The sequence below is a fragment of the Thermoactinomyces sp. CICC 23799 genome, assembly GCF_016055145.1.
Classification (GTDB): domain Bacteria; phylum Bacillota; class Bacilli; order Thermoactinomycetales; family Thermoactinomycetaceae; genus Thermoactinomyces; species Thermoactinomyces intermedius.
The window spans coordinates 245,829-259,647 of record NZ_JAECVV010000001.1; the positions used below are offsets into that span (position 1 = coordinate 245,829).

At 49.0% G+C, this 13,819-nt stretch carries 16 protein-coding genes, 1 riboswitch and 1 other annotated feature; of the genes, 14 read left to right on the forward strand and 2 right to left on the reverse strand.

Annotated features, from left to right (window positions below):
- Positions 1–66: 66 nt before the first annotated feature.
- A complete protein-coding gene (locus tag I8U21_RS01345) occupies positions 67–1,239 on the forward strand; it encodes a pyridoxal phosphate-dependent aminotransferase (protein WP_181730981.1) in 1,173 nt (390 codons plus the stop codon).
- 59 nt (positions 1,240–1,298) lie between these two features.
- Here the strand turns inward: I8U21_RS01345 and I8U21_RS01350 are convergent, their stop codons facing one another.
- On the reverse strand, positions 1,299–1,487 hold the full coding sequence (locus I8U21_RS01350; protein WP_181730980.1) for a hypothetical protein: 189 nt from the start codon (positions 1,485–1,487) through the stop codon (positions 1,299–1,301).
- Between the two features lie 179 nt (positions 1,488–1,666).
- On the opposite strand from I8U21_RS01350, the gene I8U21_RS01355 reads away from it, so the two are divergent.
- The 3 genes from I8U21_RS01355 (at position 1,667) to I8U21_RS01365 (ending at position 4,089) form a co-directional block, all read left to right on the forward strand.
- A complete protein-coding gene (locus I8U21_RS01355) occupies positions 1,667–2,770 on the forward strand; it encodes a M24 family metallopeptidase (protein WP_181730979.1) in 1,104 nt (367 codons plus the stop codon).
- A 134-nt stretch (positions 2,771–2,904) separates the two neighbouring features.
- Positions 2,905–3,348: an OsmC family protein gene (locus I8U21_RS01360; protein ID WP_181730978.1), complete on the forward strand. Its 444-nt coding sequence runs from the start codon at positions 2,905–2,907 to the stop codon at positions 3,346–3,348.
- 150 nt (positions 3,349–3,498) lie between these two features.
- Positions 3,499–4,089: a DedA family protein gene (locus tag I8U21_RS01365; RefSeq protein WP_181730977.1), complete on the forward strand. Its 591-nt coding sequence runs from the start codon at positions 3,499–3,501 to the stop codon at positions 4,087–4,089.
- 119 nt (positions 4,090–4,208) lie between these two features.
- On the opposite strand, the gene I8U21_RS01370 is transcribed toward I8U21_RS01365, so the two are convergent.
- On the reverse strand, positions 4,209–5,447 hold the full coding sequence (locus I8U21_RS01370; RefSeq protein WP_198053080.1) for an MFS transporter: 1,239 nt from the start codon (positions 5,445–5,447) through the stop codon (positions 4,209–4,211).
- A 168-nt stretch (positions 5,448–5,615) separates the two neighbouring features.
- On the opposite strand from I8U21_RS01370, the gene I8U21_RS01375 reads away from it, so the two are divergent.
- From I8U21_RS01375 to I8U21_RS01420, 10 genes are all read left to right on the forward strand, one after another.
- A complete protein-coding gene (locus tag I8U21_RS01375; RefSeq protein WP_198053081.1) occupies positions 5,616–5,804 on the forward strand; it encodes a hypothetical protein in 189 nt (62 codons plus the stop codon).
- Positions 5,805–5,879: 75 nt separating this feature from the next.
- Positions 5,880–6,401, forward strand: a complete 522-nt coding sequence (locus I8U21_RS01380; protein WP_181730974.1) for a YqeG family HAD IIIA-type phosphatase — start codon at positions 5,880–5,882, stop codon at positions 6,399–6,401.
- 30 nt (positions 6,402–6,431) lie between these two features.
- Positions 6,432–7,538, forward strand: coding sequence for a ribosome biogenesis GTPase YqeH (gene yqeH / locus I8U21_RS01385; protein ID WP_181730973.1), 1,107 nt, complete (start codon positions 6,432–6,434; stop codon positions 7,536–7,538).
- 26 nt (positions 7,539–7,564) lie between these two features.
- Positions 7,565–8,410 carry a shikimate dehydrogenase gene (aroE, locus tag I8U21_RS01390; RefSeq protein ID WP_309544804.1) on the forward strand — a complete coding sequence of 282 codons (846 nt, stop codon included), beginning with the start codon at positions 7,565–7,567 and terminating at the stop codon, positions 8,408–8,410.
- Positions 8,411–8,426: 16 nt separating this feature from the next.
- Entirely contained in the window at positions 8,427–9,011 is a 585-nt protein-coding gene (locus tag I8U21_RS01395) for a nicotinate-nucleotide adenylyltransferase (RefSeq protein ID WP_198053082.1), read from the forward strand.
- The gene (gene yqeK, locus I8U21_RS01400; protein ID WP_198053083.1) at positions 9,001–9,591 is read left to right on the forward strand and encodes a bis(5'-nucleosyl)-tetraphosphatase (symmetrical) YqeK; all 591 of its coding nucleotides are present in this window, start codon (positions 9,001–9,003) and stop codon (positions 9,589–9,591) included. Before I8U21_RS01395 ends, yqeK begins: the two co-directional genes overlap by 11 nt.
- Positions 9,588–9,929, forward strand: coding sequence for a ribosome silencing factor (rsfS, locus tag I8U21_RS01405; RefSeq protein ID WP_198053084.1), 342 nt, complete (start codon positions 9,588–9,590; stop codon positions 9,927–9,929). The genes yqeK and rsfS overlap by 4 nt, the downstream gene beginning before the upstream one ends.
- A 106-nt stretch (positions 9,930–10,035) precedes the next feature.
- Positions 10,036–10,269, forward strand: a binding site (T-box leader).
- A 73-nt stretch (positions 10,270–10,342) separates the two neighbouring features.
- Entirely contained in the window at positions 10,343–12,805 is a 2,463-nt protein-coding gene (gene leuS / locus I8U21_RS01410; RefSeq protein ID WP_181730970.1) for a leucine--tRNA ligase, read from the forward strand.
- A gap of 131 nt (positions 12,806–12,936) precedes the next feature.
- Complete coding sequence (locus tag I8U21_RS01415; RefSeq protein WP_198053085.1) at positions 12,937–13,290, forward strand: SLBB domain-containing protein; 354 nt, start codon at positions 12,937–12,939, stop codon at positions 13,288–13,290.
- The gene (locus tag I8U21_RS01420) at positions 13,260–13,568 is read left to right on the forward strand and encodes a helix-hairpin-helix domain-containing protein (RefSeq protein ID WP_198053086.1); all 309 of its coding nucleotides are present in this window, start codon (positions 13,260–13,262) and stop codon (positions 13,566–13,568) included. The genes I8U21_RS01415 and I8U21_RS01420 overlap by 31 nt, the downstream gene beginning before the upstream one ends.
- Before the next feature lie 80 nt (positions 13,569–13,648).
- A riboswitch (SAM riboswitch) is annotated at positions 13,649–13,762 on the forward strand.
- Positions 13,763–13,819: the final 57 nt, after the last annotated feature.

Below are 13,819 nucleotides of genomic sequence, written 5' to 3' on the forward strand. Positions count from 1 at the left end.
TCTTTTAACATATAACATAATTCAATATATTTTCAAGAATATTTGAATAGACGGGATGTGGTCAGGATGGAGAGATTTGAACAAGCTGATGCCTTAAAACGATTGCCGGAACAATTTTTTGCCAAACTGGTCCGAAAAGTGGGGAGGGCGGTGGAAGCAGGCCATGATGTGATCAACCTGGGACAGGGAAGCCCGGATCAACCCACACCTCCACATATCGTCAAGGAACTGCAAGAAGCGGCTTCAAATCCCAAGTACCATAAATACCCGCCGTTTCACGGTTTTTCTTTTTTAAAAGAAGCCGTCAGCCAATTTTATGATCGCGAGTACGGGGTCCGGCTGGATCCGGAAAAAGAAGTGGCGGTGTTGTTCGGGGGAAAAACCGGATTGGTGGAAATTTCGCAGTGTTATCTAAATCCGGGGGATGTGGCATTGGTCCCTGATCCGGGGTATCCGGATTATTGGTCGGGGATTGCCATGGCCGGCGGCCGGATGTACATGATGCCCCTTTTGAAAGAAAACGGGTTTTTGCCGGATTACGGACAGATTGATCCCGAAAGCGCAGACCGGGCAAAGTTGATGTTTCTCAATTATCCCAATAATCCGACGGGCGCTTTGGCCCATGCGGCGTTTTTTGAGGAAACCGTGCGTTTTGCCAAGCGGCATCATGTTTTGGTGGTTCATGATTTTGCATATTCTGCCATCGGATTTGACGGGCAGAAACCACGCAGTTTTTTGCAAACGCCGGGGGCCAAAGACGTTGGCGTCGAAATTTACACCATGAGCAAAACTTACAACATGGCCGGCTGGAGAATCGCTTTTGCCGTCGGGCATGAAGAAGTGATCCGGTCCGTCAACCTGATCCAGGACCATTTTTATTGCAGCCTGTTTGGCGGCATTCAACAAGCGGCGGCCAAAGCGCTTTTGGGGCCGCAGGATTGTGTGCGTGAGTTGGTCGGGATGTATGAACGGAGGCGGAACCTCTTTATCCGTCATTTGAGGGAAATCGGCTGGAAGGTGGAAGCGCCGCAAGGTTCCTTCTTTTGCTGGTTTCCGGTTCCTGAAGGATATGATTCGGAGACGTTTTCCGATCTCTTGATCGAAAAAGCGCATGTGGCCGTCGCTCCGGGCGTAGGCTTTGGGCGGCAAGGAGACCGGTATGTCCGGGTCGGATTGTTGACACCGGAAGAACGTCTGCAAGAAGCGGCTTACCGGATCGGCCGGTTGGGGATTTTTTAAAAAAGTCCATGGAAAAAGGGCTTTTTTCCCCGGAAAGACCCTTTTTCATTCCGCGGGGATTAAGCCCTTTTTTGCGTTTTCCACTCCCAACCGGCTTCGGTGTGAAACACCGGCGGGCAATGGGATGAATCAAAGTGTTTCAGGCAATGTTCGCAAAGCAAAATGTTTTTTCCCTCCATAACAAAACGTGCCTCATATTTGGCTTCCTCTTTGCCGCAATGCTCACACAAGTATCCGTTCTGATTCATGGCAGGTCTCCTCCTTCTCAGCAAGATGAATCATAATATTTTATAAATATTATATATTCCCTTATTTTTTCAATCGAAACCATTAATTTTTTGACAAATGACAGGGCGGCCCCTGAACGGTTGATTTGTTGGAAAAGGTTAGGTTGTGGTATGATTTGATTAAAAAAGAGGGAGAAAACATGATCCAACAACAACGACTTGACCGGTTGACGGACTGGCTGAAAGCCGGAGAAATCGATGCGGCTTTTGTCCATTCGTCGGAGAATGTATATTATTTCACCAACTTTATGTGCCACCCCCATGAACGATTGTTGGGGTTATTTGTGTTTCAAGAAGCGGAATCGTTTTTGGTTTGTCCGAAAATGGAAGAACAAGCCGCGAGAGAGGCCGGTTGGACCGGTCACGTGATCGGCTATGACGATGCGGAGGACCCGTGGGCATTGATCCGTGAGGAGTGGAATCGCCGCTCTTTGAAAAAGCGTCTGAACATCGCGATCGAAGAACACGTGGTTTCTTACGCAAGGTCCCAAAAACTTCAAACCCTGGCGGAAGAAGTCCGGTTTTGCTCCTTGGATGAAACACTGAACCAATTGCGTTTGGTCAAAGATGAGCGGGAGCGGCAGATTTTGAAGGAAGCGGCCCGCTTGGCGGATGAAGCGGTGCAAGCCGGGATTGAGCACTTAAAAGAAGGTTGCACGGAAATGGACATCGTGGCACAAATTGAACTGGCCATGAAGCAAAAAGGCGTCGCCGCCATGTCCTTTCCCACCATGGTGTTATTTGGCGAAAAAACCGCATTGCCGCATGGAAATCCGGGGATGAACCGCCTGAAAAAAGGGGATTTGGTATTGTTTGACCTGGGGGTTGTCTGGAACGGATATTGTTCGGACATCACCCGGACGGTGGCGTTTGGATCGGCCGGTTCCAAACAACGGGAAATTTACCGGCTTGTCCTGGAAGCGCAACAAGCGGCCATTGATGCAGCACGGCCCGGTGTGCGCATGGGCGATCTGGATCAAATCGCCCGGAAAAAGATTTCCGATGCCGGCTATGGGGCTTATTTCACGCACCGGTTGGGGCACGGGCTCGGAATCAGTGTTCATGAATATCCTTCCCTTCACGGAAACAATGACCATCCGCTGAAAGAAGGCATGGTGTTTACCGTTGAACCGGGGGTTTATGTTCCCGGAGTCGGCGGGGTCCGGATTGAAGACGATGTTTATATTGCCAAAGATGGCGCGGAATTGTTGACTTCCTTCCCCAAAGACCTCATCATCGTGTGAGACTTTCATGGGTTGTTCACTGGTATTGGTTCCGATTCTTGTTAAAATGGATTTATTAACAAATGAAGGTGGAAGGCTGAAGTAACGAACCATTGAGGCAGATGATTTCATATAAAGAAGACAGGTGATGAAAAATGGCACGACATCATTTTTATTTAAAGGCAAGCTGGGATGGAGGCCGAAACGGACAAGGAACGATTGAAGCTGGAAACTTGAAACAGACCATTTCCATTCCAAAAGAAATGGACGGCCCCGGTGTCGGTACCAATCCGGATGAAATGTTGATCGGGGCGGCGGCCACTTGTTATCTCATCACGTTGGCGGCGATGATTGAAAGAGGGAACATGCCGGTTCGTAAATTGTCGCTGGAAACCGAAGGCATTGTCCATGTGGATAAAAAATTCACCTTTGAAGCGATCATTCATCGCCCGAAATTGATTCTGGAAGAAGGAACGACGGATGAAGAGCTGAAAAAAATCGAGCGGGCGGTGGAGTTGGCTGAGAAGAATTGCATGATTTCCAATGCGCTTCGGGGGAATGTGCGGTTGGAAGTGGAAGCGGAGATCGTCAAGCATTAGATAAGCCGGCTTTATGTCATCCTCATATTTATTTTTTCCATTTATAGTATGTTATAATAAAATCAAATTGCTGATATGGTTCGGTTTTTTATGTCGAGAAAAAATCAGAGCGGCTGGCTTTGAAACATATAGTCAATGAGGAGTGGAGATATGCTGCAAACGGCATTGGACTTTTTGGAGAAATGCGGCGTATGGGGGCTTTTTGCAGCAACGGCGATTGAAGCTTCATCACTTCCGTTTCCCGGGGCGACTTTTGTTTTGATTTACGGGTATTTGATGGATGTGAGTACGTGGCAATTGGTGGCGATCAGTGCGCTGAACAGTCTCGTTTACGTCGTGTTCAGTTTGATTCCTTATTATATCGGGAAATATTTGGGAAATTTAACCCAGAAGAAATTTGATGAGAAAAAAGTGAAAAAAGCCCAGGATTGGTTCCAAAAGTACGGAGAATGGAGCATTACCTTGTCACGTCCCACCGGATTTGGGAATTATATCTCTTATATATCTGGCATCAGCGACATTTCCGTCTGGCGGTTCGGGCTTTTGAGTTATCTGGGTGTGTTTCCGTGGAATACGCTTTTGTTGTTTATCGGAAATTACGGGAGTTTGGAAACGGTTGAACGTTTTCTTGCCATGACCCGAAAAGTCGGAGTGATGATCACCATTATCCTGGTGATGGCTGCAGCCTTTATTTTGTGGTATTACTTAAAAAAAAACAAAGAACAGAAACAACACATCTGAAAAAAATGCAGAAAATGAATGACAGATTCGGGGACGGTGACGGATGCACCCTGTCAGATGGAAAAAATTGAAAGGGTTTGAGAATAAAAAGGAGCGGGGAAAATCCCGCTCCTTTTTTCTCAGGTCATCGATTGGGAACGGACCGGAATGGTTCGTGCCTCGAACTTTTTCAGCGGATAAGAGACAACGGCGGCAACGGTGCTGGCGACTGCGGCGATGACATAAACCCATTGCACGGAAAAGTGGTCGGCAACCCAGCCCATCAAAAAGCAGGAAGTGCCGTATGCGACACAACATAACGCATACTGCGCCGAAAATACTTTCGGCATGGTGTCCAGCGTGGTGTGGAGTTGATACAGCGTCTTTTTGGCCACGCCTTTTGCCTGATAGGGAAAACCGAGCAAAAAGATGGTGATGAGCGAAATGACCGGGAACGTGACAAAACCGAAAATGAGTTTGAACAAGATAGATGCAAAACCTGAAAATATTAAAATTTTGTATAATCTTTTTTCGATGGATTGGCTGTAACGAATCACCAGCATTCCGCCGATCATCGTGCCCAAAAAGTAACTGCTGTTGATAAATCCCCACCAGGTATGCTGTTCATGCAACACTTTGTCGACGAAGGTCAGGGTGATGGCGCCGATCCACACCGATGAAGCAGTGTAATCGAGAAAATCGATCGCTGCAAGCCTTTTCAGAACCGGATGACGGAATAACAGTTGCCAACCCTCTTTCATTGCTTTCCGGTGCGATGTTTTTTCGACCGAAATCCTTTCTTTGCGATGGGGATCATGAATGAAGAACAAAGAAAGGGTGGAAATGAGAAAACAAACGGCAGTCAGCCAAAGCACCTGATGGGCCCCCAGCAATTCAATCAACATCCCCCCGGCTCCCCAGCCGACAAGCAGGACGGTTTGGTCCGAAGTGGATAAAAGTCCGTTGGCTTTCACCAATTGCTCTTTTGTGACAAGGCGCGGAACCAGGGAATTTCTTGCCGGGTTGGTCCATCCGTCAAAAAAAGCAAGAAGAATGATAAACAGCCAAATGACGAGCGTCAACGAAGCGGAGTCCTTCCACCAATCGATGCTCAGGATCAACAGTCCCATTAAAAGGGTCTGGCTCCCTTGGGCAGTGATCAGCAAAGGTAGAAGACGATAACGTTCCAGCAACAGAGGCGAGATGATGCCACTGATAAACTTGGCGATGATGCGAATGACCGGGATGAAAGCAGATATCGCGGCAGATCCCGTCTTTCCGTAAATCAGGGTGACAATGGCCAGCATGTAAAACGAATCCGCCAAATTGGCTAAAGATTGTCCCAACCACAAAAATTTGAAGGAGTATGAATAATTCATCGCCTGAACCTCATGAAATGTATTTTTGTAAAAAGATTTGTTATACAAATAAAATTATAACATTAGTAAGGGCGGTGTACCAGGGATTTTTCCGATGATTTGGTTGAATGTGCCTGGGACTCGAAGTAAAATCGAAATGGAAAATCGCAAAAAATTAGGAGGATCGGTATGCGTTCCAGATATGTGATTGAACGGGTCGGTGAACTTTTGGAGGATAAAGGTTATAATGTGATCGATCAAGAAGCGGATGAAGTGATTGCGTGGTTTCAATATTTATCCGATGCCGATTTGTTCCTGGCCGTTTTGGAGGAGCAGGAGAAAAGCGGGAAAGAGCAAGAAGCCGATTTAAACCGGTGAGGGGTTTTTGAAAACCGTTTTGTGCCTGTGATATATTATTTGCCGATAAGCTTCGAATGGACGGTGTAGCCTTTGTTGAAACAAATGATACCTGATTTGTATGTTCAATCGATCTATGAGATTGATTTTGCCGCACTGAAAAAACGAAACATCAAGGCAGTCATTGTGGATTTGGATAACACCTTGGTGGAATCGACACGCCCCGATGCCACCCCGGAGTTGGTGGAGTGGTTGAAAGAAGTGCAACAAATGGGATTAAAAGTGATGATCGTATCCAATAATACCAAAACCCGTGTTTCCCAATTTGCGGATCCGCTCGGGATCCCTTATATTCATGCGGCCAAAAAGCCGTTTTCTTCCGCGTTTCGCCGCGCGCTCAAAGAGTTGGGGGTTTCCAAACAGGAAACGGTTGTGATCGGGGATCAGTTGTTGACGGATGTTTTGGGCGGAAACCGGATGGGTTTTTTTACCATCCTGGTGGTGCCGGTTTCCGAAGTCGACGGGTTTTTCACGCGAATCAACCGGAGGGTGGAACGGTTTGTCTTTCGTTTGTTGGAAAAAAAGGGGTTGATTCCCTGGGATATTCATAAAAGTTGAACAGAAACGGACAAGAAAGGAGTCAGATGGTTGGATTCAGAAACGAAACATTGTGAAGGATGCGGAATTGCCCTGCAAACCGAAGATCCAAATCAGCCGGGATACATCCCCGAACAAGCATTGGAGCGGGAAGTGGTTTTGTGCAAACGTTGCTTCCGGATTCGCCATTACGGGGAAATGGCCAAAGTGGAGCAAGATCCGGATGCGTATCTTCATCGCCTTGACGAAATTGCCCGCAGTGAAGGCTTTGTTGTATGGGTGGTGGATCTGTTTGATTTCGCCGGAAGTTGGATTCCGGGATTGGCCCGCCGAATCGGAAATCTTCCGGTTTTGATTGCAGCCAATAAAGTGGATTTATTCCCGCCCAGCGTGAAACGGGAACGGCTCAGGGAATGGATTTTTCAGTCGGCGAAAGAGTTGGGGATCCGGCCGGTGGATGTGGTGTTGATCAGTGCGGAAGCCGGGGTTGGCATCCGTCAGGTGATGGAAGCGATTGAATTTTACAGAAACCATCGGGATGTCTACATGATCGGAACGACCAACGTGGGAAAATCGACCCTGATCAATCAAATTTTGAAAAAAGCCAAGCTCACGGAAAAAGAAATTATCACTACCTCTCCTTATCCGGGAACGACTCTGGACGCCATCCGGATCCCGTTGGAAGACGGGAAATTTTTGGTCGACACCCCGGGGATTGTCCGGAAGGACCGGGTGAGCGAATGGGTGGAGCCCGGGGAGTTGAAATCGGTGATTCCCCACAAAACGATCAAGCCGCGGGTGTATCAGTTGAATGATCAACAAACGTTGTTTTTCGGCGGATTGGTCCGCTTTGACTTTGTCCGGGGAAACAGACAGTCGTTTGTTTGTTATTTATCCAATCAGTTATACATTCACCGCACGAAATTGAAAAAAGCGGATGAAGTGTGGGACAAACATCACGGAAAATTGCTGTCCCCTCCCAAACATCCGGACAATTTGCCGCCGCTTAAAAAGCACGTGATCCATTTGAAAGGAGAGGAGAAGACGGACATTGTCATCCCCGGATTGGGATGGGTGGCCTGTGGCAAGAATGCGGCGTGGGTTGAAGTTTATGCTCCGGAGGGGACCGGAGTGAGCACCCGTCCGTCCATAATATAAATAAAGAAAACAGAGGGGGAGCCCAAGTGGACAGTCAAACAGGACTTCTGGCTTTGATCGGGGATCCGGTCGGCCACTCCAAGTCGCCGGATATGATGAACCGGGCCTTAAAGAGCCATGGATTGCCTTATGTATACCTGGCTTTTCAAGTGGCGCCGGAACGGTTGAAGGAAGCAGTGAATGGATTCCGGGCCCTCGGGGTGAAAGGATGGAATGTGACCATCCCTCACAAAGTGGCGATCATGGAACATTTGGATGAGATCGATGAATCGGCCCTGGCGATCGGCGCGGTCAACACCGTTGTGTGTGAAGAAGGAAAATGGGTGGGATATAATACCGACGGGCCCGGTTATTTAAGGTCACTGAAAGAAGAGTGGGACTTGCCTTTTTCCAAACTGAAAGCCGTGATTTTGGGAGCCGGCGGGGCCGCCCGGGCGGTCGGATATGCTTTGGCAACCGCAGGTGTTCCCGAAATTTCGGTCGCCAACCGGACGGTGGAAAAAGCGGAAGCTTTGGCGAACCATTTGGCTTCGTTTACCCAAACCCGGGCTGTTTCCTTAAAAGAGGGAAAAGATGTGATTGAAAAAGCCGATTTGGTGATCAATACCACATCGGTGGGCATGCATCCTGACCGGGATGCAACACCGGTGCCGACAGAATGGCTTCACGAGGGTCAATACGTGAGCGATTTGATTTATCATCCGCGGGAGACCGCGCTGTTAAAAGGGGCCAAACAACAGGGAGCCAAGGTGCATGAAGGATTGGGGATGCTGGTTTATCAGGCGGCGATCGCCTTTGAAAAATGGACAGGCGTCCCCGCACCCGTATCCTTGATGAAGCAAGTTTTGGCCGATTCCTTAAAAGAAGATTAAAGGATGAATGATGCGAATGAAGGTAGGGATTTTTGGAGGCACTTTTGATCCCGTCCATTTCGGGCACTTGTTGCTCGCCGAACAAGCACGGGAAGCGGCATCCCTCCATGAAATTTGGTTTATTCCTGCGGGCGAGCCCCCGCACAAGCAAGGGAAACCGCTCACCCCGGCCGAGGAGCGGAAAAAAATGGTGGAGCTTGCGGTCGAGGGGCATCCGCAATTTAAAGTCAATCCGATCGAGTTGCTGCGCTCCGGCCCTTCCTATACAGTGGACACGATCATGGAGCTGAAAAAACAAAATCCGCATGTGGAGTTTTTTCTGCTTGTGGGGGCGGACATGGTGAAAAATTTACCAAAATGGTATAAAATAAAGGAAATTATACAAAATGTTCATGTGATCGGTCTTGGACGCCCCGGGGTTGATCACGATGCGTTGCCGGAATTTATCGAAGAACGATTGATGTGGATTCCGGACGCCGTGGAAACCAATATTTCCTCAAGCATCATACGCAAACGCCTCATGCTGAACCGGTCGGTTCGTTATCTTGTCCCCGATTCCGTATACAAATATATAAAGGAGCAAGGGTTGTATGGATCTTGAGTATTTAAAGCAAGCTACAAAGAAAGAGTTGCCTCAAAAAAGGTGGGAGCATACCCTTCGTGTTGCAGAAACGGCCGTTCAACTGGCCGGGCGGGAAGGAGTGGATCCGCACAAGACGGAAGCAGCCGCCATTTTGCATGATTTTTGCAAGTTTTGGCCCGGGGAAGTACTGACCGAGTGGATTTTAAAAGAAAACGAGCGGCAGGACTTGCTCCTGTACAACAAAGAATTGTGGCATGGCCCCGTTGGCGCGGCCGTGGCCCGGAAACGGTTCGGGATTGAGGATGAAACGGTCTTGAATGCGATCCGGTACCATACTTCCGGCCGCCCCGATATGTCGAAAATGGAAAAGATCATTTTTCTGGCCGATTACATTGAGCCGGGCCGGAAATTTCCCGGGGTGGAGGAAGTCCGGAGGATTGCGGAAAAAAGCCTGGATCTGGCCGTGCTTCAATCGCTGGACAACACCATTGTCTTTTTGATCGAAAAAGGCCTGAAGGTTTATCCGCTTACACTTGATGCACGCAATCATATGCTGGATCAGGTTGCCCAAAAGGATTCAAGGGAGGAATCTGTTTGAAAGTCGTGGAAATCGCTCAGTTAGCAGCCACCGCTGCCGAGGAGAAAAAAGCACAAGATGTCACGGTCTTGGATATTCGCGGATTATCCGTCTTTGCAGATTACTTTGTGATCTGCCACGGGAATTCGCAAACACAAGTTCAAGCGATCGCCACCGCAATCAAAGACAAATTATTGGAAAACAACGTGGAACTCAAAGGGATGGAAGGTTATCAGGAAGCCCGTTGGGTTCTGATGGATCTCGGTGATGTGGTTGTCCATGTTTTCCACAAAGATGATCGTGAATTTTACGGCTTGGAGCGCTTGTGGGGCGATGCCAGGCAGGTCCATGTCCAATAGATTGGGTTTGAATGAAAAACGGGCGGTGTGTCCACGTTGAAATTGGAGAAAAATGTTGACACGGGTCTGTTTGTTTTCATATAATCTTAAGAAACAACTTTTGAATGCGACAGCGATGATGAGGAGTAGTAATTTGCCCACTCCCGGCTCAGAGAGTTGACGGATGGTGCGAGTCAATCCGGGAAGCAAATGAACTCGCCTCATTGCTCCAAAGAGGAACGCGGTCACGTCAGTACTTTTTGGCGGTTCATCCCCGTTACCGGATCCATGAGGGAGTGTTTTTTGAAACACTAATTAGGGTGGTACCGCGGGAATTTGGAAACAACCTCTCGTCCCTAGCCGAAGATGCTGGGGGTGGGAGGTTTTTTTAATGACACGATCGCTTGAAATCAGATTGATGGAGGTATACAGGCATGAAGGAGTACTCTCCAAGGGAAATTGAAGCCAAATGGCAAGAACATTGGAGAAAAACCAATCTTTATCAAACGGATGAGAGTGCAAACAAACCGAAATATTATGTGCTGGAACAGTTCCCTTATCCTTCGGGGGAAGGGTTGCACATGGGACACACGCGGGTTTATTCGATCGGCGATGTGGTGGCCCGGTTCCGGCGAATGAACGGCTACAACGTGTTGCACCCGATGGGGGCGGATGCCTTCGGACTGCCGGCCGAAAACGCAGCGATCCAGCGTGGCGTGAATCCGCGGGAATGGACACTGAACAACATGGAACGCATTCGCCGCGAACAATCGCTTTTGGGTGCTTCCTACGATTGGGATCGTTATGTGGGAACTTGTTTACCGGATTATTACAAGTTCAACCAATGGTTGTTTTTGCTTTTCTATGAACGTGGACTGGCTTACCGGAAAAAAGCGATGGTCAACTGGTGCCCGTCCTGCGGCACGGTATTGGCCAATGAACAAGTGGAAGACGGCAAATGCTGGCGCTGTGATTCGGAAGTGACCAAAAAAGAGCTGGAGCAATGGTTTTTCAAGATTACCGATTATGCAGACCGTTTGCTCGAGGGACTGGACCGTTTGCCGAAATGGCCGGAACGGGTCAAAGCCATGCAACGAAACTGGATCGGACGCAGTGAGGGAGCGCATGTCACGTTTACGGTGCCGGAGTTGTCCGATGAAAAAATCACGGTCTTCACCACCCGGCCGGATACGTTGTACGGGGTCAGTTACTTGGTGTTGGCACCGGAGCATCCGCTGGTTCCCCGGTTGATCAAAGGAAAAGAAAACGAAGCCAAGATTCTTGAGTTTATCAACCAAACCCAAAAACAATCCGAGATTGAACGGACCAGCAACGATGCCGAAAAAGTGGGCCATCCGACGGGAGCGTATGCGCAACATCCGTTGACGGGAGAGGCCATCCCGATCTGGGTGGGCAACTATGTGTTGATGGATTACGGAACGGGTGCCGTCATGGGGGTACCGGCTCATGATGAACGGGATTTCGCATTTGCGTCCAAATACCAATTGCCGGTGAAACCGGTCATCCGTCCGGAGAATGAGGAACTCAGCGAACCGTTGCGTGAAGCATACACCGGAGACGGCGTGTTGTTTTCCTCGGGCGAATTTGACGGCATGAAAAACCGGGAAGCGATCCATGCGATTGCGAAGTTCCTGGAAGAGCGGGGACAAGGAAAATGGACGGTGAATTACCGGTTGCGGGATTGGTTGATCTCGCGGCAACGCTATTGGGGAACGCCCATCCCGGTGGTTTACTGCGATGATTGCCATATCGTGCCGGTTCCCAAGGATCAATTGCCGGTTCTGTTGCCGGAAGATGTGGTTTTTGATGGGAAAAGCAATCCGCTTGCCACTTCGGAAAGTTTTGTGCACACCACTTGCCCGAAATGCGGAAAACCGGCCCGCCGAGAGACGGACACGATGGACACCTTTGTGGATTCTTCGTGGTATTTCTTGCGGTATGCCGATCCGCATAATGAAGAGATCCCGTTTGCAAAAGAAAAAGCGGACCGCTTTATGCCGGTCGATGAATATATCGGCGGCATCGAGCATGCGGTGTTGCATCTGCTTTATTCCCGGTTCTTTACCAAAGTGTTTTATGATGCCGGCATGGTTTCGGTCGATGAGCCGTTTGAAAGTTTGTTGACGCAAGGAATGGTGTTGAAAGACGGGTTTAAAATGTCCAAATCCAAAGGAAATGTGGTCAGTCCTTTGGAAATTGTGGAGAAATACGGTGCGGATACCGCCCGCCTCTTCATCCTGTTTGCGGCTCCCCCTGACCGTGATCTGGATTGGAGTGAATCCGGTGTGGAAGGAGTTCACCGTTTCTTGAACCGGGTATGGCGTCTGGTCGTACAGAACGAAGAGCTGTTCAAGCAACCGGTCCCGTCTGGTGCGAAAGCGGATGGCAAAACCAAAGAGCTGCGCCGTCTTTTGCATCAAACCATCAAGAAAGTGACCATTGAGATCGGGGAAAGAAACCACTTCAATACCGCGGTGAGCGCGATTATGGAGCTGGTCAACGGATTGTACCAACATGCGGGTGAAACGGATCCTGCTTTGTACAAAGAAGCGTTGGAGACGCTCGTGGTCTTGCTCGCTCCGTTTGTGCCCCATATGTCGGAAGAATTATGGTCCGTGATGGGGAAAGAAGGAAGTGTCCATCAGACAGCGTGGCCGTCTTATGATGAATCGGCGCTGGTCTTGGATGAAGTGGAATTGGCTGTTCAGATCAACGGGAAAGTGCGGGATAAAATCGTGGTGCCGACCCAGGCTTCCCGGGAAGAGATTGAAAAACAAGCGCTCGACAATGAACGGATCAAACATTGGACGGAAGGAAAAACAGTGCGCAAAGTGATCGTGGTGCCCGGAAAACTGGTGAATATTGTGGTGAAATAGTTGCAAACATAAAAACGGTCTGCCGGTTTTGGCGGGCCGTTTTTTCTTTGCTTTGGAAGAAGGTTTTTTTGCGGGATTATGGAATAATTTGTAAAAACATGTCCTTGGCGAAAACGGAAAGGGGTAGGCCGATGGTGCAATGGGAGTGGGATTTTACTTCCCGGGAAAAGAAATGGATGATCGTGTCGGGCGGTTTGGCATTGGCGCTGATCGTTTGCCTGGTTTGGATCTGGAAACAGGATGAAACCCCCAAAGAATCAGCGGCTCCGCTCACTCCTTATCAGCCTGCGGAAGCGGACGCATCCGATTCGCCAGACACGGCTGGAGAAAAAAATCCATGGATCATGATCGATGTGAAAGGAGCCGTCAAAAAGCCGGGCATTTACCGTCTGGATCCGGAGTCCAGAGTGCATGACGCCATATTGAAAGCAGGCGGTGCCCGATCCGATGCGATTTGGATCAAGTCAACCTGGCCGGACGCTTGACCGACGGAAAAGTGGTTTACATTCCCAAAAAGGGGGAAACGCTGCAAGGAACGGCATGGATGAATCCGCCCGCAGACGGAACGGGTGGGAAAATTAACATCAATTCGGCGACGGCTGAAGAATTGCAACAATTAAACGGTGTGGGAGCCAAAAAAGCGCAAGCGATTGTGAGCTATCGTGAGGAAAACGGGCCCTTTCAAAGCATTGAAGAAATCTCCAACGTCCCTGGAATCGGGGAAAAAACGCTGGAGCAGTTCCGCGATCAGATCACTTTGTAGCTCCTTGACTTTTTATTTTGCCAATCGGTATAATGATCATATAACTTACGGCAACAACATTATATGGATCAGGAACGATTCTCTTATCCAGAGTGGCGGAGGGACTGGCCCGATGAAGCCCGGCAACCTCGGTGCAACCGATGCACCGGATGGTGCCAATTCCTGCAGAAACCCCGGTTTCTGAAAGATAAGAGAAGAAGCTTGAATTTGCGTGCGATTGTGTTCAGCATAAAAGCCTCTTCTCTTATGGG